Annotated in this window: 20 protein-coding genes; 7 read left to right on the forward strand and 13 right to left on the reverse strand. The window is 50.4% G+C overall.

Annotation, left to right across the window (positions count from 1 at the left end):
- Positions 1-15: 15 nt before the first annotated feature.
- The 3 genes from V5J35_RS10725 to V5J35_RS10735 all read right to left on the reverse strand — a co-directional run bounded on the left by V5J35_RS10725 (position 16) and on the right by V5J35_RS10735 (position 3,310).
- Complete coding sequence (locus V5J35_RS10725; RefSeq protein WP_354011223.1) at positions 16-339, reverse strand: multidrug transporter; 324 nt, start codon at positions 337-339, stop codon at positions 16-18.
- Between the two features lie 62 nt (positions 340-401).
- Positions 402-2,678, reverse strand: coding sequence for a phosphoenolpyruvate--protein phosphotransferase (gene ptsP, locus V5J35_RS10730; RefSeq protein WP_354011224.1), 2,277 nt, complete (start codon positions 2,676-2,678; stop codon positions 402-404).
- A 140-nt stretch (positions 2,679-2,818) separates the two neighbouring features.
- On the reverse strand, positions 2,819-3,310 hold the full coding sequence (locus V5J35_RS10735) for an RNA pyrophosphohydrolase (RefSeq protein WP_354011225.1): 492 nt from the start codon (positions 3,308-3,310) through the stop codon (positions 2,819-2,821).
- Between the two features lie 301 nt (positions 3,311-3,611).
- Here V5J35_RS10735 and V5J35_RS10740 point away from each other — a divergent pair, with 301 nt between their 5' ends.
- Positions 3,612-4,268, forward strand: coding sequence for a histidinol-phosphatase (locus tag V5J35_RS10740; protein WP_354011226.1), 657 nt, complete (start codon positions 3,612-3,614; stop codon positions 4,266-4,268).
- On the opposite strand, the gene V5J35_RS10745 is transcribed toward V5J35_RS10740, so the two are convergent.
- The 3 genes from V5J35_RS10745 to V5J35_RS10755 all read right to left on the reverse strand — a co-directional run bounded on the left by V5J35_RS10745 (position 4,265) and on the right by V5J35_RS10755 (position 7,451).
- Entirely contained in the window at positions 4,265-5,650 is a 1,386-nt protein-coding gene (locus V5J35_RS10745; protein WP_354011227.1) for a tryptophanase, read from the reverse strand. The two genes, V5J35_RS10740 and V5J35_RS10745, sit on opposite strands and share 4 nt — an antisense overlap.
- 84 nt (positions 5,651-5,734) lie before the next feature.
- Positions 5,735-6,928, reverse strand: coding sequence for a class I SAM-dependent rRNA methyltransferase (locus V5J35_RS10750; protein WP_354011228.1), 1,194 nt, complete (start codon positions 6,926-6,928; stop codon positions 5,735-5,737).
- A 52-nt stretch (positions 6,929-6,980) separates the two neighbouring features.
- A complete protein-coding gene (locus V5J35_RS10755; RefSeq protein ID WP_354011229.1) occupies positions 6,981-7,451 on the reverse strand; it encodes a GNAT family N-acetyltransferase in 471 nt (156 codons plus the stop codon).
- Positions 7,452-7,683: 232 nt separating this feature from the next.
- Here V5J35_RS10755 and V5J35_RS10760 point away from each other — a divergent pair, with 232 nt between their 5' ends.
- Both V5J35_RS10760 and V5J35_RS10765 read left to right on the forward strand, forming a co-directional pair.
- On the forward strand, positions 7,684-8,037 hold the full coding sequence (locus V5J35_RS10760) for a hypothetical protein (protein WP_354011230.1): 354 nt from the start codon (positions 7,684-7,686) through the stop codon (positions 8,035-8,037).
- A 10-nt stretch (positions 8,038-8,047) separates the two neighbouring features.
- A complete protein-coding gene (locus tag V5J35_RS10765) occupies positions 8,048-8,851 on the forward strand; it encodes a phytanoyl-CoA dioxygenase family protein (protein ID WP_354011231.1) in 804 nt (267 codons plus the stop codon).
- Here V5J35_RS10765 and V5J35_RS10770 read toward each other — a convergent pair.
- Both V5J35_RS10770 and V5J35_RS10775 read right to left on the reverse strand, forming a co-directional pair.
- Positions 8,831-9,679, reverse strand: coding sequence for an amidohydrolase family protein (locus V5J35_RS10770; protein ID WP_354011232.1), 849 nt, complete (start codon positions 9,677-9,679; stop codon positions 8,831-8,833). The genes V5J35_RS10765 and V5J35_RS10770 overlap by 21 nt on opposite strands.
- Positions 9,680-9,695: 16 nt before the next feature.
- The gene (locus V5J35_RS10775; protein WP_354011233.1) at positions 9,696-10,355 is read right to left on the reverse strand and encodes an N-acetylmuramoyl-L-alanine amidase; all 660 of its coding nucleotides are present in this window, start codon (positions 10,353-10,355) and stop codon (positions 9,696-9,698) included.
- A gap of 122 nt (positions 10,356-10,477) precedes the next feature.
- On the opposite strand from V5J35_RS10775, the gene V5J35_RS10780 reads away from it, so the two are divergent.
- Positions 10,478-10,885: a phnA protein gene (locus V5J35_RS10780; RefSeq protein ID WP_354011234.1), complete on the forward strand. Its 408-nt coding sequence runs from the start codon at positions 10,478-10,480 to the stop codon at positions 10,883-10,885.
- Between the two features lies 1 nt (position 10,886).
- Here V5J35_RS10780 and V5J35_RS10785 read toward each other — a convergent pair whose 3' ends face one another.
- A complete protein-coding gene (locus tag V5J35_RS10785) occupies positions 10,887-11,480 on the reverse strand; it encodes a DUF938 domain-containing protein (protein WP_354011235.1) in 594 nt (197 codons plus the stop codon).
- Between the two features lie 86 nt (positions 11,481-11,566).
- On the opposite strand from V5J35_RS10785, the gene V5J35_RS10790 reads away from it, so the two are divergent.
- Positions 11,567-14,074, forward strand: coding sequence for a hypothetical protein (locus V5J35_RS10790; RefSeq protein ID WP_354016341.1), 2,508 nt, complete (start codon positions 11,567-11,569; stop codon positions 14,072-14,074).
- Between the two features lie 69 nt (positions 14,075-14,143).
- Here V5J35_RS10790 and V5J35_RS10795 read toward each other — a convergent pair whose 3' ends face one another.
- Complete coding sequence (locus V5J35_RS10795) at positions 14,144-14,473, reverse strand: hypothetical protein (RefSeq protein WP_354011237.1); 330 nt, start codon at positions 14,471-14,473, stop codon at positions 14,144-14,146.
- Between the two features lie 166 nt (positions 14,474-14,639).
- Here V5J35_RS10795 and fliO point away from each other — a divergent pair, with 166 nt between their 5' ends.
- Positions 14,640-15,062, forward strand: a complete 423-nt coding sequence (gene fliO / locus V5J35_RS10800) for a flagellar biosynthetic protein FliO (protein WP_354011238.1) — start codon at positions 14,640-14,642, stop codon at positions 15,060-15,062.
- Between the two features lie 170 nt (positions 15,063-15,232).
- Here the strand turns inward: fliO and V5J35_RS10805 are convergent, their stop codons facing one another.
- From V5J35_RS10805 to V5J35_RS10815, 3 genes are all read right to left on the reverse strand, one after another.
- Positions 15,233-15,577 carry a hypothetical protein gene (locus V5J35_RS10805; protein ID WP_354011239.1) on the reverse strand — a complete coding sequence of 115 codons (345 nt, stop codon included), beginning with the start codon at positions 15,575-15,577 and terminating at the stop codon, positions 15,233-15,235.
- Between the two features lie 282 nt (positions 15,578-15,859).
- Positions 15,860-18,349: an ABC transporter permease gene (locus V5J35_RS10810; protein ID WP_354011240.1), complete on the reverse strand. Its 2,490-nt coding sequence runs from the start codon at positions 18,347-18,349 to the stop codon at positions 15,860-15,862.
- The gene (locus V5J35_RS10815) at positions 18,346-19,080 is read right to left on the reverse strand and encodes an ABC transporter ATP-binding protein (protein ID WP_354016342.1); all 735 of its coding nucleotides are present in this window, start codon (positions 19,078-19,080) and stop codon (positions 18,346-18,348) included. Before V5J35_RS10815 ends, V5J35_RS10810 begins: the two co-directional genes overlap by 4 nt.
- Here V5J35_RS10815 and V5J35_RS10820 point away from each other — a divergent pair.
- Positions 19,067-19,702, forward strand: coding sequence for an arylesterase (locus V5J35_RS10820; RefSeq protein ID WP_354011242.1), 636 nt, complete (start codon positions 19,067-19,069; stop codon positions 19,700-19,702). The genes V5J35_RS10815 and V5J35_RS10820 overlap by 14 nt on opposite strands.
- Positions 19,703-19,833: the final 131 nt, after the last annotated feature.

The raw sequence follows: 19,833 nt of genomic DNA on the forward strand, positions 1-19,833 counted from the left end.
CCGATACAACGATTATCAATGCCAAAGTACTTTTCTGCCCTGTACCATTTGCTCAATAACTACATCAAGCGGCGCAGCCATAATCCCTTCAGCCAGAGAACCCGGGTCAATGCCCCGTTCCTGAAGGGAAAAGTCATCTGCAAGGATTTCTACACCTTGTCGGGACATATCAGTCAGTGTTCTGGAAGCATCGCACGGGCGGGCAGGAAGAACGCCATTTTGCACCAGAAGCAAAGTGACCTTCCTGCCACTTTTCACAAGCTCTTCTGCCAACTGATGATAATGACTGCAGCCGCTGTCAAACGGGTCCCGGGATTCGATCAACAGATAATCGGACATACTGGCACCTTTTAATCAATGCCAGAAGAATAGACAACAATCGGAGAAAAGGGGGAAGGAAATCAGTCGGTGAATCGGCGGCTCTTAATACCCAGAACTTTACCAAGTCCTTCACGACACAGTGCCAGCTCAAGAGAGCTGCGAATCACCTGAGCGTTATCCATCGTCAACACTTCAGCCAGTATATCCCTGGCCTTTTCCATGGTCATCCGCCTCAATGCCCACTTCACTTTAAGCAGGTTGGTGGCACTCATGGACAACATATCAACACCCATTGCCATTAACAGGACTGCCGCTGCAGGGTCTCCGGCAAGTTCGCCACAAATGCTGACGGTTTTACCTTCTTTATGGGCATCTTCAACGACTTTCTGCAAAGCCTGTAACACCGCCGGATGGTAGGAATTATACAGGTCGGCCACACGGGGGTTATTCCGGTCAACCGCCAGCAGGTACTGAGTAAGGTCATTAGAGCCGATGGACAGGAAGTCAACCTGCTTTGCCAGATCCCTGACCTGATAGACCGCCGCTGGTACCTCGATCATGACACCGACCGGCGGCATCACCACAGGCAGACCTTCAGACAATACTTCGGTATGCGCGCGATGAATAAGGTGCATCGCCTCTTCCACCTCAAACACGCTGGTAATCATTGGCAGCATAATCCGGAGGTTATCCAGCCCGACACTGGCCTTGAGCATGGCCCGCACCTGCACCAGAAAAATTTCCGGATGATCCAGTGTCACCCGAATGCCTCGCCAGCCAAGGAACGGATTATCTTCTTCAATCGGGAAATAACTCAGGGACTTATCACCACCAATATCAAGTGTTCGCATGGTCACAGGTCTTGGCGCAAAGGCTTCCAGCTGGTGCCGGTAGATTTTTTCCTGTTCCAGTTCGCTGGGAAAGCGTTCTCTCAGCAGGAAGGGTACTTCTGTCCTGTAAAGACCCACACCTTCAGCTCCCCGATCCAGTGAACGAACGGTATCAGTCATCAACCCGGTGTTTACCCACAGAGGTATTCGATAGTTATCAGGCGTCAGGCAGGGCAAACCACTGATTGCTTCAAGCCCTTCGGTAAACTGCTGCTCCTCTTCAACCACCACCTGATAGTGTTCCAGCAATTCAGCGGAAGGGGTTGAGTAAACCAGCCCAAGGTTACCGTCAACGATTAGCTGATTTCCCGACAGTTTCAGGAAAGGCAGATCAACGGCTCCCATCACCGTAGGAATACCAAGCGCCCTGGCCAGAATGGCGGCATGCGAATTGCCTGATCCCTGCACAGACACCAGACCTGACAGCTGCTCATGAGGAACGTCGGCCAGCATGACAGGTGTCAGCTCTTCACTGACCAGAATCGTATTGTCCGGATAACTGATGCTGTTTTTGTCTTCTTTCTGGAGGTAGGACAGCACCCGTCGACCAAGGTCTTTGACATCCGCTGCACGTTCCCGCAGGTAAGCATCTTCCATCTTTTCGAAATTACGGACATGCTCATCAATCACATACCGCAGGGCACCGGGAGCCCAGCTCCCTGCCCTTATCTGGTTACGGATTTCAAGCCCTAAAGCATTGTCGTCCAGCATACGGAGATAAACATCAAACAAAGCCTGTTCTTCGACGGGGAGCAGGTCTGAGAGTTTTTCTGCCGTTGCTTTCATATCCGTACGAACGGCTTCCAGCGCCCGATCCAACAAAGCCAGTTCTGCGTCAAGATCGTCATGCTGTCGATCAGGCACAGACCCCAGGTCAGCCGGAGGTGCAACGACAACTGCTTCACCGATGGCAACACCTGAGGCACCGGCAGTACCCTGAAATCTGGCCGTTTTTCTGGGGTTGTTCGGTGTAACGAGAAGGGAGCCTGTGGCTTCGGCGTGGGCTATCACTCCTGCCAGCTGGGCAGACATGGTAACCAAAAACGCTTCTTCGTGTTCATCAAAACGACGGCGTTCTTTTTGCTGAACCACCATAACACCAAGGATCTGGCGATGATGGATAATAGGCACCCCGAGAAACGAATGATAACGTTCCTCGCCGGTTTCTTTGATGTAGAGAAATCTGGGATGTGCAGCAGCGTCTTCAAGGTTGATCGGCTCTTCCCGGAGCCCGACCTGCCCGACCAGCCCTTCGGACTGGGTCATTTTCACCACCCCGACTGCAGAAGGGTTCAGCCCTTCCGTAGCACTCAGGGTGTATTCACTCTGTTCCTGGTCGAACAGGTAAACGGAACAGACGTCTGTCTTCATGGCGTCACGAACACGCTGCACAATAATCTGCAACGCAGCCCTGAGGTCAGAGGCAGCACTGACTTCCTGAACAATTGTGCGCAGGGTGTTCAACATAGTCGTCTGCTCTTAACCTCCGCCTGAAATTCCTTAATCGGTGACGCCTGTATTAAACCGGTGACGCCTCTATTAAGCAGTACCTGCCTCAGGTCGTGCCTGTACCGGATAGCATCAACATCAGAGTGTGTCAGGGTTTGTCAATCACCGCCACCCTGCAGGCGTCCAATCCTTGGAGCCAGCTCCCGCAAAGCTCGTCGATACACTTCCCGCTTGAATGACACAACCTGCCCAAGAGGGTACCAATAACTGACCCAACGCCATCCGTCAAATTCGGGGGACGGTGTATGATCCACGCTGACACGGTCATCGCTTGTGAGCAACTTCAGCAGGAACCACTTCTGTTTCTGTCCGATACAGAGTGGGTACTGCTCTCTGCGTACAAGACGTCGAGGCAATCGATAACGCAACCATCCCCGGGTACAGGCCAGAATTTCAACGTCTTCCGGCTGAAGACCTATCTCTTCATAGAGCTCCCGGTACATGGCCTCTTCCGGAGATTCTCCATCATTGATTCCCCCCTGGGGGAATTGCCATGCGTCCTGTCTTATACGCCGCGCCCAAAGGACCTGACCGTGTTGATTTGCGAGGATAATACCGACGTTTGGTCTGAATCCATCTGAATCAATCACGCCTGCGGCTACCTAAAATGTTTCTTATAACGCATTGTTTCACAAACGGCGTAAACACAGCAACGAAGATGCCAATTTACTTGGACTAATATTGATCTGCCTCTGAAAACAGACAGGTTAGTCCTTACTTACAGGTTATCTGCATCCACAAACCAGCAAAAATTCCAGTTAAAAGCTGACCTTAGTCCTGTTTTTGTCATATTGATGTCTTAGACTGTTCCGGTCTGAACTGCGTCCTTAACTATTTCATGGCCTGCAGTTATAAAAATTTTATCAGCCGTGCAGTCTAGCAGGAGGTTATGTGGCTCTCGCAATCTTTGATCTGGATAATACCCTGATCGCCAATGACAGCGATTATCTCTGGGGTGAGTTCGTGTGTGAGCAGGAACTGGTGGATGTGGAAACCTATCGTAAGGGAAACGCTTATTTTCATCAGCAATATGAGCAGGCTTCTCTGGATATTTATGAGTACCTGAATTTTGCCCTTGAACCACTGACCCGCTACAGCATGGATGAGCTGAAGCAGTACCATGAGCTGTTTATGGATCAGCACATTCGCCCGATTATGCTGGAAAAAGCACGGATTCTACTGCAAAAACACCGGAACCGGGGTGATCATCTGATGATCATTACCGCCACCAACCGCTTCGTAGTCGAGCCTATCGCCGACGAGTTTGGTGTCGACACACTGCTGGCTATTGAGCTGGAAATAAAGAATAACCGCTACACTGGCAAAGTGACTGGTACCCCAACCTTTCAGGACGGCAAGGTAACACGTCTGCAGGAATGGCTGACCGAAAACCCGGGGTTCAGTATGGAAGGCAGCTATTTTTACAGTGACTCTAAAAATGACCTGCCGCTGCTGCAAAAGGTGGATTTCCCGTTTGCTGTTAATCCAGACCCTGAGCTGGAAAAAACAGCACGGGAAAACGACTGGCCGGTGCTTAACCTGCGTTAACCCATTTTAAAGCGGGCTGTAAAATGCCTGAGTACCGGCGGTTCATAAATCATCTGAACACCTTGAATGCTCTCAGCCCGCTCATTAACCGCCTGTAATGCCTCAGCCACATAATCCATGTGGTCGTTGGTATACACTCTTCTGGGAATCGTCAGGCGCATCAATTCCATAGGCGAAGGCTTCTGCTCACCGGTTTTAGGGTCACGCCCAAGCAACAGTGAACCGATTTCAACGCCCCTGACCCCCGACTCCAGATACAGTTCATTGGACAATGCCAGTGCCGGAAACTGTTCAGACGGAATATGCGGCAGCATCCTTTTAGCATCAATGAATACAGCATGCCCACCTGTCGGGGACTGAATCGGTATCCCTGCCTGACTCAGACACTCTCCCAGATACGCAACCTGCCCGATGCGATAGCTGAGAAAGTCTTCGCTCATTCCTTCCCTGAGCCCGGTAGCCAGAGCCTCCATATCCCGCCCAGTCATACCGCCATAAGTAATAAACCCTTCCATCGGCACACAGCGAACCGATACGTTGCGGTAAAGGTCCTCATCGTCCCGGATACAACACAAACCACCGCTGTTCACCACCGGATCTTTTTTGGCCGAGAGCGTCAGCATATCCCCGTAGCTGAACATCTCCCGAATAATGTCCGGCAATGATACCTCTGCATAATCTGGATCGCGCTGTTTGATAAACCATGCGTTTTCACAGAAGCGCGCACAATCCAGAATAACCGGAATATCATGTTGTCTGGCGATTTCACTGACGGCTCGTATATTCCCCATGGAAACCGGCTGCCCGCCAACACTGTTGCAGGTGATCGTGATAATAATGCCGGCAATTTGCCTAACTTCCGTTGTGGCAATGCTTTCCTGAAGACAGTTAAGGTCAAAGTCACCTTTCCACAGGTCGGCAGAGCCGGTATCAAACGCCTCGGCCTTAACCAGATTAATAGCCTGACCGCCTGCCAGCTCCACATGAGCTGCCGTGGTGTCAAAGTGGTAGTTAGAAATAAAAACGGGTTGGCTATGGCCGGTCCGGGCTATCAGTTCAGGAAATAAAATCTGTTCTGCTCCCCGTCCCTGATGGGTCGGCAGGACATATTCGTAACCAAAGATTTCCTGAGCCACCTGCTGAAGTCGAATAAAGCTTTTACTGCCCGCATAAGCCTCATCCCCGACCATTAAGGCAGACCACTGCCGGTCGCTCATGGCACCGGTTCCAGAGTCTGTCAGAAGATCAATGTAAACATCATCGCTCTTTAACAGAAAAGGATTGTAGCCCGCTGTCCGTAAAGCCTGTTCCCGCTCAACTCTGGTGGTCATCCGGATCGGCTCCACCATTTTTATACGAAAAGGTTCGGGTATTCTTTTCATGCCCTGGTTCCGGTTATATAAGAATCAAGACAATAGTTTAGGTGCTGGCAGACATTGCGCCTGCCAAAACCTGTAAACGGAGCTTTATACCCGTGTCACCCTGGCAGTCATCGCCTTGATGTATTCCGTTTCCGGAATGGCTGGCAGGATTGGGTGATCCGGTCCCTGATGACCCTGTTCAATAATCTGCAGGTTTCGCTCAATATGGCGACTGCCTGCACGCAAAGCGTCCAGCATACTGTCACGCTGCAGGTGCATGGAACAGGAACAGGCCACCAGAATGCCATCCTTGCTCAACAACCGCATGGCCATCTCATTGATGCGGCGGTAAGCCAGTTCACCGGCTTTAATGTCTTTACGGCGTTTAATAAACGCGGGTGGGTCAACAATAATGACGTCAAACTGCTCACCTTCGGCTTTCAGCTGTTTCAGGGCCTCAAACGCATCGCCCTGCATGGTGCCGACTTTGTCCTTCAGGCCGTTCAGTTCGGCATTTCGATGAACCAGATCAACAGCTTTTTCAGAAGCATCCACACAGATCACTTCTTCCGCACCAAAGGCTGCGCACTGAACACCCCAGCCACCGACATAACTGAATACGTCCAGAACCCGCTTGCCTTTTACGTAATGGCGCAGACGGTCACGGTTCAGGCGATGATCGTAGAACCAGCCGGTTTTCTGTCCTTTCATGACCGGAGCCAGGAAGCGTACACCGTTTTCTTCCAGCTCCACCTCATCAGGCACTTCGCCATGAGCCACCTCAATGTACTCCGGCAGGTTCTCCAGTTTGCGGGAAGACCCATCGTTTTTCAGCAAAATACCTGTCGGCTTCAGCACCTGCACCAATGCTTCTACAATCTGGTCTTTCACCAGCTCCATACCGGCCGTAGAAATCTGCACCACCAGTACATCGTTAAACCGGTCGACCACCAGACCCGGCAAACTGTCGCTGTCACCAAAAATCAATCGGTAGCAGGGCTTGTCGAACAAACGCTCACGCAGGCTCAGGGCAACTTTAATTCGATGCACCAGCAGGGATTTGTCGAGCATATACTGTGCATCACGACTCACCAGACGAGCGCAGATCAGCGTATTCGGATTAACATAACCCGTGCCAATGGCTTTGCCTGCCGCGTTTTCAATGACAACCAGCTCACCGGTAGAGAAACCTTTCAGAGGTGTTGCCTTAGTGTCGACTTCGTTGCTGTAAATCCACAAATGGCCTGCTTTCAGACGGCGGTCAGCCCGGTCTTTCAGCCGCAATGCTTTATGAGTCATAGAGGGGAATGCCCGATGGGTAAACAGTTATTAATTAAACAGAGGGAGCGCATTATACAGATTCAAGCGTTCTGGACATCACGATCTTGTCGACACCGCTGATGTTATCCACATACTCTTTCACCCTGACGTAGCCACGGTCTTCATAAAACTGGATGGTTTGAATATCAGGACCAAGACATTCCACCTCTATGGATTTACACGTTAGTGCAACCTGTTCTTCTGCCACGTCCATCAGCATCTGTCCAATCCCCTGCTGACGAAGCGCCTGAGCGACCCAGACAATATCAATTCGATTACTCTGCAAAGCCAGCATGCCCACAAGGTCTGGCCCATCAACCGCTACCAGCATATCCGGCCAGATACCCTGCACATATTTTTCAATGTCTCCCCCTTCGGACCAGGGGCGCAACTGCTCAGCCTCAACCAGTTCTCCATAACTGGCCAGCAGGGACTCCTTGCAGAGTTTAACCAGAGGCTTTATATCAATTTCCTGAGCTTTACGAACAATTGTACTGCTCACTGGCGTACCCTCTATTAACATCATGAGTGTGCTGCTTATGTTGGGTTGCAGGAGAGGATATTCAACCGGCTGTTTTTCGACCAGGGACATTAAGGAGGAAACCACCTGAGAATCAGTAAAAACCCATCAAATTATCCAATAAAACCCATAAGTATTAGAAATATACGGATAGGTTAGGGCTGTGTTCATCTTTAGTCTGCTATCTACAGTACTGAAGACAGGAGTATTACCCATGTCCAGTGATAGCCATAACAAGGAAAAACAGCTCATGGAAACCTACCAGGAGTCCCTTGCCCGGCTGTTGATCAAATATAACGACCTGCCAGACAGCGAACCCCTGCGAGAACTGGTAGCCGCTGCCCAGTCAGGTTTTACCCAGGGTGCCAATGAATTTGTTGATCAGGCGTTGCAATCGGTCGAGCCTCAGGAAATAAAAGGGTACCTGCGCACCTATCCACTGGCTCAGGTGCTGATGGGCATTATTAAATACCACGAGCTGAACCGTGACACACAAGTGATTCGTAATGTGGTGGAAACCCTGCTGGACAGTCTGGAAGAGCAGGACAGGAACATTACACTGCATTAAACTTCTGGTTATGAACATAACCAGACAACATCAATACAGCTTAGCCACCGAAGGCTATATTGTTCTACCCGGTATTGTTCCCCAGGCGCTCTGTAGCGACGTGGTAAAGCTTATTATGTCGTTTACCGGGGCAGACCAGACAAAACCGGATAGCTGGTATAAAAAAGATCTGGGACACAATGGTATTGTTCCCATACATCAACATCAGGCCATCTGGGATATACGTCAACACCCGTCTATCCATCAGGCATTCGCCAAACTGCTGGCGACCGAAAAGCTCTGGGTCAGGCTTGACCGGCTGTCATTTAAACCACCGCAAAGGCAGCCAGAAGCCTTCGATAAAAGCAATATTCATCTTGACTTCCCTTATCAAAAAATAACCTCTCTGCGCTTACAGGGGATTCTCTATCTCACCGATACGGAAGAAAGCCAGGGTGCATTCTGCTGCGTACCGGAACTGTTCAAACAGCCGGAAGTACTGAAACAGAAAAAAGACCTGTGGTTCAGTGATGAAGAACTGGAAGGGTACGAAATAAAGAATGTTGCAGCCACAGCCGGAAGCCTGATCATCTGGGATTCACGTCTGCCGCACTCTGGCAATATCAATACATCTGATCAGCCCCGGCTTGCCCAGTACATCTCCATGTGTCCGGAGGATTCGGAAGAGAGCCGTGCCAGCCGAATTGCTCTCTGGCAGGCCAGACGCGCGCCGGAGAAGTGGCGGAACATGCCTTATCAGCAAGACCCGGAAGATGGGGAGGTGGCAAAGCTGACAGAGCTTGGGCAAAAGCTGTTAGGGCTGACTCGCTGGTAAACGGTCATCGTCTTCTGAAAAACGGTGTCGGTTAAACCGCTGCACACCGCCAATCCAGGTCTGGTCCACATGAATCTGACCAAGACTGCTTTGATGGGTCAGGGGGTTATCAGACAGCACCAGAAAATCCGCCAGTTTACCCGCTTCTATAGAGCCGGTTTTCCTGTCCACATCCAGCTCTTTTGCAGCATCAATGGTAAAGCGTCTTAATAACAGCATGATTCTTTGTGACTGATCGTATTCATCAGGCGCGCTTTCAGATGGCGCAATTTCAGATGGAACGATCGAGTCGCTGATCGTTTTCAAAGGTTCTATAAGAGTGCTGGTGTACGATTTGCTGTTTTTCTGGATAAAGATCCGTTGGGGAATAACCCCAATTTGCGACAAGAGTTCCAGAGGCTTGTTTTCTACCTGACGGGGCAAAGCAGCCCGAACACTGGTAACACCACGAACAAGGTATTTCTCCACATTCAGGCTTAAAGCGCCTAACCCATCGGCAAAAGAGATGTTCATTTTGCTGCTGAAAAAGTGTCCGTGGGTATCGATAAAGCCGGGAATCAGCGCTTTTCCTTCCAGGTCAACGATATGGGCATCGTCCGCCTGTTTCTTCAAGCTATCTTCAGTGCCGGTGGCCACAATTCGATCCCGTTCAACCAGAACCGCATCCGCAATCGTGTCATAGTCGTCCATGGTGAGTATCACACCATTCACAAACAACTGCTTACCAGCAGGTGCCGGATTAAGGTAAAACCAGAAATAGACAGAAGTCGCCAGTACAAACAGAAAGACAGCCACCACGGACACAAGAAAATAGCGAAGAATCTTCATAGTCAGTTAACCATTCTTATTCTTTCAGCAGCTTCACCACTGACTCGGTTAGAGAGCTGATAACCTGCCAGTAGCGGGCATCCCTCATTGTTCTCCCAGAAGAGGCTTCGGCAGCAACCAGCTCTGCCAGAGGCATTAATGCCTGCTGCAACGCTTCCGGGCAGACCGCTTTCCGCTCCGGAGCCGTCATTTCAGGGTAGCATTCACGATAAAAACGACACCAGTCAAACTGTAACCCCGGGTCCGCCTTGCCACGAAAACCGGCAATGTGCTCATGCCCCATGACCTGCTCAGGATCAGCCAGTGCCGGAAAAGACTGCTTAAGCACCTGCACCACCTGCTGTAGAGCCTCGTACTGGGCATCCGTGTAGGAAAACAGGTTGCCGTTCAGATTGACCAGTTCAATACCAATGGAGTGGTCATTAAACATCTCCCTGCCACTGTAACGGCTGACACCGGCATGCCAGGCTCGCCAGGCTTTACCCTCCAGACATTGTACCAGTTCATAAATTCCACCCTCGGTATCAATGATCAGATGTGCCGAGACTTCGTTGTCACCGTTCATAAAAAGATCCAGTGTTCCCTGCAAATCCACCGCCGTGTAATGCAGGATAAGGTGCTCAACAGCAATCTCTGTCTGGTCACAATTGGGGCTGGCAAGTCGATGGACGTTCATAAGCAGTCTCTGGGGCTGATTTATTAAACCTGCCTGAAAATCACCAAACAATCTACTATCTGTCGCTTCTCCCCACTGAAGTCGTTACTATCCAGACCAGTCACTTACACAGGAGTCCCGCTATGGCGAAAGGTTTGCAGAAACATCAGGAACGGGTCGATGCCCTGAATCGTCTTGGCAAAGACCTTGCCCGGCGTGCCAGCTCTAAATGCGAACTGTGTGAAGCCGCAGGCGTGCCACTGAAAACCCGGGAAGTCGCCCCGGTACCGGCTGAACCCGACATTGACCACTGCCTGATGGTGTGTGAAACCTGTCAGGATCAGCTTGATTACCTAAACAACAAACCCAAACGGGTTCAGGCTGATCACTGGCGCTGCCTGGGCAAAACAATATGGAGCACATTGCCTGCTGCCCAAGTCGTCTCCCTGCGGGTGTTACGCCAGCTGGAAAACGACTATCCATGGGTGGGTGAAATACTGGAACACGTTTATCTGGATGCCGAGGTGGAAGACTGGGCCAATAATCCCTGAATCAATCTTTGCGCCAGACCAGCAGCCGGTTATTGGCTGGCATGGCAACATCCTCCAGCAGCGACAGGCCATTTTCTCCGGCTTGTTGCTGGATGGCTTCAAAATCCCTGATCCCCCTGTGGGACGCTTTTTCCCTGAGGTAACAATCAAAAGCCGCATTGCTGTCGCTGGTAAACGCTCCCTGATAATTAAACGGCCCATACAACCCAAACACGCCACCACTCACTAACCGCTTACCGATGCCTGCAAACATTTTTATCACCGCTGACCACGGCATAATATGAGCCGTATTGGCCGAGAATACATAATCAACCTGATCAACAGGCCATGCATTGCTGCTGACATCAAGCTCTACAGGCGATTTGAGATTGGGTAAACAGGCTTCACCCAGCCATTGCCGGATGCCCGGATGGTTTTCAGGCAAGTCCGATGTCTGCCAGACAAGATGAGGCAGGTACCTGGCAAACCAGACAGCATGTTGCCCGGTGCCAGAACCAATTTCCAACACATTTCCTGCCTGAACAAAGTAGCGTGCGAGTACCTGTAGAACAGGCTCTTTATTATTTTCACAGGCCTGTGAAAAAGGTTTATTCATTGAAGCCTCTCTGCCGATAGTTATAGCTGATAAGTACCTGACCCGATGAAATTTCATTTGCTGAACAGACTATATCGGAAAAAGCTATGGATCCTGATCGTTATTTAGAGCAGGCAGATATGATGCTCTCTCTGCGACTGCCAAAGGGGGATGAAGTAGAGTCAATCCGGCCAGAAGAAAGTAAATTCAAAGGGTATTCTGTTCGGGCACATAATCCGGAAGAAGCAGGCCCCTTAGAAGGCAAGATAAAACCTGTCAATGACAAACCATTGTTTGGTAACCCCATTCCTAACCGGGATGCAGTTCAGATGGAAGGAGTCATGCCGGGGTACTGGTTTGATAGTGTATATACAAAAGTGATAAATCTTGCATCCGAATATGACGATTTTCCCAGGGACACCTCAACGCTCCGGGAAGAAAAAATTGCTCTACTTTCCAGAATAGAAACTTCTGCCAGAAATTATCTTGCAAAATATCCTCTGCCAGAACCTCCCTCTGACCAGGAATTAAAGCGACATATAATGGTCAACCAGATACTAAACAGCATCGCACAGGAAAGAAGGCTGTTGTTTGGTATAACCAGAGAGTATGGCAAAATCTACCTGCCAGAAGATGAACAGGATGCCCGGGAGAACTTTGCAAGAGGCAACTCCGCTTCTATCGCCAAAGTAACTTATAAAGCAGAAAATCCAGGGGAAAAACCCTTCGTTGCCGTTTTCAAAGCCTCAACACCCGACCAGACGATTAATGCTGAAGCCGCCAAAGCATTTGGTATTTCTGATAACTCAGAAAATAGCAACAATTCAGAGACAGCCAAACTAAGCCACCGGTCTGTCTATTTTTATGAGCTGGACCTGCTCATGGGAGAGGAGCTAACACCGCCCACATTTTATGCCATCCATAATGGTCAGCCCGGCTCATGCCAGCAATTTGTAGAAGGTCTGCATGTCTCAGAAAGAGGTGACGTCGAAGATCGCTACTTTGCCGAAAATGCGGAAATTGTACCTGGCATTGTACGTGGTGAATATATTGATCAAGGCAGAAGCTTCAGGCTCTTGAACAACTCACCCGATCTGGAGGCGCAGCTTGGCAGAATGTCAGACGACGATCTGATAGCACTCTATCACAGCAGAGATCTGGTGCTGACCAGAGAGCAGGTTGTTGACATTCCCCCCATAAACCTGAGTCACCCGAAAACACAGAAAGCACTGGCTGACGCTCAGCTTCTTGACCATCTTGCGGGCAGTGTTGACCGTAATCTCAGTAATATTTTCTTTGTCCCCAAAACCGGTGAAGATGAAGACGGAGATGCCTGGTACGGAATACAGCTAATCGATAATGATCTCTGTGCTGCAGCGGGCAACGTGCATGACAACGACAAAGCCCACTCATTAGCCAGCCCTTTTCGTATTAATATGGCAGGCCGGGTACCCAACTTTATCGATTACTCAACCGCTGAAAGATTACAGGCAATGAGCTTTGAGGAAGTCTATGAGTTACAGGTGTTACATCAGGTATCTAATTTTCCAGAGCTGGCTTCTCAACGAGAACGGCTGGGAAATTGCATAGATACGATCAACCGCGCCCTGCGCGCCTTTCCTGATAAAGTCGAGGTCACTTATAAATCGACTGAGGAGGTAGCCAAGCGGGATAAAGTCACCGGCAGAGAGATCCCCGGACAGTTTGAAACCAGAGTCGTTGAATCGGTCGACGAGATCACCCTTGTTGACGAGTGGGATGACGAGACTTACCAGCAGATGCTCGTAAACAGGGATACGTATCTTTTCAGGGCAAACGACTGCCGGATCTCCGAGCTGGGTGCGATGATGGACAGCAATCCCGAAAAGGCAGCAGAAATCTGGGTAACACAGTTCCACCTTATGGGAGCCGGGCCAATGGCAGAGGCTTACGGTAAAGACCGTAATGCTATCCCAAAATTGAGTGCTTTTCTGAATCATTACCGTAAAAGGGTTGTTCTTGAGGGCGATGCAGACACCAGGCGAGCCTGTGACTTTGTTCATACCCTGGTCAAAGCCCCCAAACAAAATCTGACGCCGGATGAACAGCAGGAAAAATCAGACCTGCTGCTACCCATGATGCTGGGCGATAAAGCCACCGGCAAAGACATTGGCAGAGCCCTGAACTTCTGTCAGAACAGTCAACTGCTCAGGGCCAGTACGGTGATGGCCCTGCTTCCACAAGCTACTAAAATGACAGCAGACATTCCCGCCGACCAATGGGAACCACCAGAGTACTTTAAGACCAACTTCAAGTTTATGATTAAAGATGGAGGCTTCCCTCCAGTACCGGACAGAATAGCCGTGTCCCAGTGTGTTGAAGGCGCACATCCTCAACGCGAGTCCATAGACATGCTGCGCTTTTGCAGTTTACTGACCTACTGCACCGTTCCCAAGTACATACAAATAAACAAAAAACTGGATACTGCGACCTGTCATGAGTACAGCCATGCCATGAAATACCTTACCCCGGAGGCTCTGGAGAAAATACGCGGTACTGAAGCAAGAAATCGTAAAGCTTTGATAAAGAGAAACCTGTTTTCCAGTTGTGGACGGCTTAGACCAGAAAAACATTGAAGCAGTTACACTGTTACTGTATCACCACTTTGGAGTGATTGAGCCTTTAAACCGTTAAAACATGAGGGTTCATTGCGAGTCAGTATTACTTTGACGGCTCAGGTAAGAAGAAAGGGCTTCCTGACGTTTTTGACCGGCCAGGACCTGCTTTTTAATCTGGCTTATCTCCTGCTCACAAGTATCAATCATTTCCTGATACAGCCACTCAAGATCATCTAATAACCGCTGTGCGTTTTCAGTCAGGACAGCCTTGTCTTTTGTCATATCCTGAATGATATTTCTGACCTCTGGCTCCAGATCGGCTAGCCATGCCCAGTCCCTGTTCCGGTGCGCCTCAGACAGATCCAGATAGCCCTGTTTCAGCTTTTTCTCGATACTCAGTGACAGCGATTGACTCATTTTTTTAATCCTTCAGAAGCAAGCCGCTTATTCACTGTTATCGTTTGGCTGTTGATATTGTTTAAGCTGGTCAGCCAAAGACACATAAAATGAGGCTGCTTGTTATTACCTGATGGTCGTTTTATAGTCGAAGAACAGCCACGGCCGGCGACCACGGAACAAATAAATGGCTATCCGGTATTACAGTTTACTGACCTGTCTGTTTGCAGCTCGTGTGTTTGCAGAAGAAGAAAAGCCCGGGATTGAAGACCTTAGCCTGATGCAGGTGGTCATGCCCCTGCTTCTGGTGATCATACTGATTTTTGTTCTGGCCTGGCTGGTTAAGAAAATAAACCCCGGCTCACCAACCCTTGGACAGGGCATTACCGTTATAGCCAGCGCACCACTCTCAAGCCATGCCAGAGTCTGCCTGATCCGTGTCGGCGACAAGGATATTCTTGTTGGGGTCACCAGTCACCAGGTCACACCTGTGTATACTTTTGAAGAATCGCCTGTCCCAACCGCACACACTGAAAACCCGCAGGATTTTGCCCATCACTTTAAACGCATGCTGAAGGGTAATCGCAAAGAGGAAAAAGGTGAGTCTTAAAAGGCGGCAGAACGGAGAAGAAACAGTGAGCCTCAGGTCAGAACATATCGGTGGATAACCGTGTGATAAGTACAAACAGCATGACAGCAGCTTTTTAACAACTCTTCATCAGGTTATCCAACGAGTTATCCACAACTCCACCCCGGATATTATTCCGAATTCCCCCCGAATTATTGCTCCATCATTTTGCCAACCAGCACGATCATCGTCATCTCAGTCATGCAGATTTTCTGCAACTCCTGCTGGGTCTCTTCCGTCATCTCAGACAGCTTCCGGCTCTGTTCTCCCTGATCATGCCATTTACCCTGTTCCATATCATCGGGGTAACTGTCCAGCAGCCTCTGGTGCAGACCATCCTGTTTGTCACACAGAACGCTCAGCATCACAACCAGAATCGGAGGCACCTCGCCAGACAGGGTTCTGAGGTTTATATAGGTCCAGTACAACCGGGCAATTCTTCGAGTGCTGTCACGCAGGCAGAGTAAACACAGATAGGCTTCTTCGCGGTGGCTCATGCGGTTGTCCTTTTATTTGGCAAACAACTATTTGGCAAAGAACCCGAAGCATTGACACCATCAACACCCGGGCGGCTTTTTTGTCCATGGCCCAGAGAATGACCTGACCAGAAATATCAGCCAGATCATTCCACTCTAACACGACATTTCAAAACATTAACAACACTGCTCAGAAAAACTTATCCACTTATTCACAAATTAACTGATCAAGCCTCTGAATGACCTGTGGATAACGTTCAGAACAACGCTTTCCAGAGCCTTCGCCTTACAGCTGATCAAAATTTAAACAGTTTGCAATACCCCCATTGGAGACTGCCGGACAACCCGTCGAACCCCCAGCCAACCCGACAACCCAATCAGGCATCCCCCTGCCAAAGGCAGTGCCATCCACAGCCACACAGCTGGCTGCCACTTCATCCAGAACACATAGTTGTGAAGCCACCAGTTACAAAGCTCAGTTCCAACCGCTGCAATTAAGCCTGACAAAATGCCCAGTACCACAAACTCACCCACCTGTAGTCGCAACAGCTGTTGCCGGGTACCTCCAAGAGAACGAATCAGGGCGCCTTCACGCAGGCGTGCGTCAAGACTGGACTCAATAGCCGACGCCATCATCAGCAATCCGGCCAGAAACAGCGCGACCAGCATGCCTTCAACGGCCAGTGTGGATCGCTTCACCATACTCTGAACCTGACTGATAATGGCATCCAGGTCGAGCAATGTAACCGTTGGAAAAGCCTGCACAAATTCATTCAACAACAACCGCCTGTCCGGCGGCAGATAAAAGCTGCTCAGCCAGCTGGCTGGCATATCCCCCAGCGTCCGCTCCGGAAACATCATATAAAAGTTGGGGCGGAAGGATTCCCAGTCAGCCCTGCGCAGACTGGTTATCGTTGCCGTCACCTCACGACCGGAAATGGAAAACGTCAGCCGATCCCCCAGCGCGACACCAAGGTGTTCAACAATGCTCATTTCCACCGACAGCTCCGAGCCTTTGCCTTCCTGCCACCACTGGCCTTCTACCAGGCGGTTGCCTTCCGGGAATTCATTTAACCAGGTCAGGCTTAGCTCACGGTTTAACGAGTTATGGTTTCGCTGCTCTTCAGACACAGCCTCTTTTGCAGGCACTCCGTTAATGTGTGTCAGCCGCCCCCGGACAATCGGATATATTGTGCTGCGACCAATCTGTCGTTCTTCCAGAAAACGACGAAAGCTGTCTATTTCAGAAGGCTGTACATTCAGGGCAAAATAGTTAGGCGTTCCCTCAGGCAACTGCTGCTGCCAGCGCTCCAGCAAAACAGTACGCAGCAGAAGCACAATGGCCATCGACATAAAGATCAGGGAAAATGCCAGCATCTGAGCCGTAGTCTGACCACGTTCCTGAGATAAACGCTTCAAGCCCAGTCGCCACTGCAGCGGCAGGGAGTGACGGAGCAACCGTTTGTGCATTAAACCCAGCACCACTTTTATACAGAGGGAAATCAGCGCCAGTATCAAAGCGCCTGCCAGTGTTATACCTACCGTCATCATGAATTGACCGGTGTGATACCACAGCAGCGTGATCATTGCGCCAAGAGACAACCCATAAACCAGCCAGGCTCCGGGCGGTTCCGGCGTCAGGTCACGACGAAGTACACGTAACGGGGTGACCTCCTGTAACCGAAGCAAGGGAGCAAACCCAAAACCAATCAACGTAATCACGCCTGTAGCCCCGCCCACCAGCATCGGCATAAAACCAGCCTCAGGCAGCCAGCCAGGCAGAACACCTTTCAGCAGCTGCAGCACGCCAGCCTGCAGGAGCCAGCCCAGAAAAACCCCGGGAACGCCCACCAGCACCGCGACCAGCAGCAACTCTCCAATCAGGATTTTCATTACCAGCTGTTGTGTCGCGCCAACACAGCGCATCACCGCAATGGCATCAAAGCGTCGTTCAGCAAAACGACGGCTGGACATGGCAACGGCAACACCTGCCAGCAAAATAGCAGCAAGGCTGCCCAGCCCTAAAAACTGTCTCAGTCGTACGACAGAGTTTCTTAAATCCTGTCGATTGTCTTCAGCCAGGGACAAACGTTCGCTGTTGTTGAGCAGAGGCTTCACCTGGCTCTGGAACGCTTTTAAATCCCGGCTTTCGCCCGCAATCAGCGTTTTCCAGCTGACACGGCTACCAGGTTGAATCACATTGGTAGCAGGCACATCAGCAAGGTTGAACATCATCCGGGGGGCGAGGCTGTAAAAGCTGCCTCCCCGATCCGTTTCCAGGGTAATGACCCGGGTGATGACCAGGCTGGTTTCACCCACTTCCAGCGAATCCCCGATCTTAACGCCCAGCAAAGAGAACAATCTTGGTTCCAGCCACGCCTCACCCGGTGCTGGTACCTCTGCTGCGATCCGGTCTTCCGCAAAAGGCTGGCTGGCAATACGAACATGCCCACGCAGTGGATAATTGTCAGGGACAGCCTTGGCAGCCACCATCTGCATTTCATCACCTGCCAGAACAACAGTGGGGAACTCTAATAGCTGAGCCTGTTCCAGAGGTTGGGCATCCAATACGGTCTGCACTTTAGCGGACAAAGGGCTGGAGCTGCGAATCATCATGTCAGCCCCCATGACTTCAGCCACCTGTCGCCCCAGTGCCAGCTGCAGACGTTCACTGAAAATAGCAATGGCTGTACTGACGCTGACGGCCATCAGCAGTGATAAAACCAGCAACCAGAGTTCACCTGAACGCCAGTCTCGCATCAGGAACCGAAGAGACAACCGGGTAGCGTTCATACCGCCACCTCAACCTTGTGCTGCTCTTCAACAATCGCCCCCCCTGTTAACCGGAGTACCCGGTCACAACGGGAAGCCAGCCCCATATCATGAGTGACCAGCACCAGGGTGGCACCCCGCTCACGATTCACTTCAAACAATAACCGGATAATACTTTCACCGGTCTTTTCGTCCAGATTGCCCGTGGGTTCATCAGCAAACAGAATATCCGGACTGCCAGCGAATGCCCTGGCAATCGCCACCCGCTGCTGCTCTCCGCCCGACAACTGTTTTGGGTAATGATCCAGCCGTTCTCCAAGACCAACCCGCTGCAGAATCGCACGACTGCTCTCTGTTACCTGTTCACTACCCGACAATTCCAGCGGCAGCATGACATTTTCCAATGCCGTGAGGTTAGGCAGTAACTGAAAGGACTGAAAAACAAAGCCGGTATGATCACCGCGCACCCTTGCCCGCTCATCTTCATCCAGAGTGTCGACACGATGGCCAGCCAGGTGAACTTCTCCGCCAGTCGGTAAATCCAGACCGGCAAGAATCCCCAACAGTGTCGACTTCCCTGAACCGGAAGCGCCAACAATCGCAACGGATTCGCCAGACTTGATCTGAAGGTCAAGTCCGGACAGTATGGTGAGTGTGCCACTCTGGGCAATGACCTGTTTCTCCAGAGTCTTTGCCATAACAGCTATCGTGTGAGCAGCAGCGTGAGGGGATGCGTTCTTGTTTGTAGTCATTCGTCGTTTAGCAACCAGTTTTATTTTTTTGTCAGTACTTGTCGCACAGGCTGCTTCTGGCGCACCAGTCAATCAGAAAACCCTGCTGGTGTATGGAGACAGCCTCAGTGCCGCTTATGGTCTTGAAATACAACAGGGCTGGGTATCTTTATTACAGGAAAAGCTCCATCAAACCAAGTCTGGCTGGAAGGTGGTCAACCTCAGCATCAGTGGTGAAACCACTGCCGGAGGACTCAGCCGTTTACCCGCCGCTCTTGAAGAACATCGACCGGAACTGATGTTGCTGGAGTTGGGAGCAAACGACGGTTTACGCGGGACTCCGCTGAAATCCATGTCCAGTAATCTGGAACAGATTATTCAGCAGGCACAGAAAAAAAACGTGGATGTTTTATTGTTTGAAATGATGATCCCTCCTAACTACGGACCTGCCTACACCCGAAAATTTACCCAGGTTTTTCATGATCTCGGCGAACAATATACAGTTCCGGTGGTGCCTTTCTTTCTGGATGGAGTGGCAGGTCACCCGGAGCTGAACCAGCCGGACGGCATTCATCCGGTGGCAAAAGCCCAGCCAATGATTTTTGATAACGTCTGGCCACATATAAAAACAGCTATTGATTAATGACCTGAACAGGCTGCGTTTTCCACCAGCCTGTCAGCAACCCTGCTAATCATCAAAATATCATCCGCCTGTTACTTTTTGTTACTTCTTAATTTTTTCTTACTTGATCACGATCAATTTGCCCAATCAGT

Origin of the sequence: Endozoicomonas sp. NE40 (assembly GCF_040549045.1) — a bacterium.
Classification (GTDB): domain Bacteria; phylum Pseudomonadota; class Gammaproteobacteria; order Pseudomonadales; family Endozoicomonadaceae; genus Endozoicomonas_A; species Endozoicomonas_A lisbonensis.

Coding starts and splice junctions, on each gene's coding strand:
- V5J35_RS10795 (WP_354011237.1), bottom strand. CDS start 14,473: ATGAGTCAATCGCTGTCACTGAGTATCGAGAAAAAGCTGAAACAGGGC.
- V5J35_RS10790 (WP_354016341.1), top strand. CDS start 11,567: ATGGATCCTGATCGTTATTTAGAGCAGGCAGATATGATGCTCTCTCTG.
- V5J35_RS10760 (WP_354011230.1), top strand. CDS start 7,684: ATGTCCAGTGATAGCCATAACAAGGAAAAACAGCTCATGGAAACCTAC.
- V5J35_RS10765 (WP_354011231.1), top strand. CDS start 8,048: ATGAACATAACCAGACAACATCAATACAGCTTAGCCACCGAAGGCTAT.
- V5J35_RS10745 (WP_354011227.1), bottom strand. CDS start 5,650: ATGAAAAGAATACCCGAACCTTTTCGTATAAAAATGGTGGAGCCGATC.
- V5J35_RS10810 (WP_354011240.1), bottom strand. CDS start 18,349: ATGAACGCTACCCGGTTGTCTCTTCGGTTCCTGATGCGAGACTGGCGT.
- V5J35_RS10785 (WP_354011235.1), bottom strand. CDS start 11,480: ATGAATAAACCTTTTTCACAGGCCTGTGAAAATAATAAAGAGCCTGTT.
- V5J35_RS10780 (WP_354011234.1), top strand. CDS start 10,478: ATGGCGAAAGGTTTGCAGAAACATCAGGAACGGGTCGATGCCCTGAAT.
- V5J35_RS10805 (WP_354011239.1), bottom strand. CDS start 15,577: ATGAGCCACCGCGAAGAAGCCTATCTGTGTTTACTCTGCCTGCGTGAC.
- fliO (WP_354011238.1), top strand. CDS start 14,640: ATGGCTATCCGGTATTACAGTTTACTGACCTGTCTGTTTGCAGCTCGT.
- V5J35_RS10775 (WP_354011233.1), bottom strand. CDS start 10,355: ATGAACGTCCATCGACTTGCCAGCCCCAATTGTGACCAGACAGAGATT.
- V5J35_RS10770 (WP_354011232.1), bottom strand. CDS start 9,679: ATGAAGATTCTTCGCTATTTTCTTGTGTCCGTGGTGGCTGTCTTTCTG.
- V5J35_RS10750 (WP_354011228.1), bottom strand. CDS start 6,928: ATGACTCATAAAGCATTGCGGCTGAAAGACCGGGCTGACCGCCGTCTG.
- V5J35_RS10815 (WP_354016342.1), bottom strand. CDS start 19,080: ATGACTACAAACAAGAACGCATCCCCTCACGCTGCTGCTCACACGATA.
- ptsP (WP_354011224.1), bottom strand. CDS start 2,678: ATGTTGAACACCCTGCGCACAATTGTTCAGGAAGTCAGTGCTGCCTCT.
- V5J35_RS10725 (WP_354011223.1), bottom strand. CDS start 339: ATGTCCGATTATCTGTTGATCGAATCCCGGGACCCGTTTGACAGCGGC.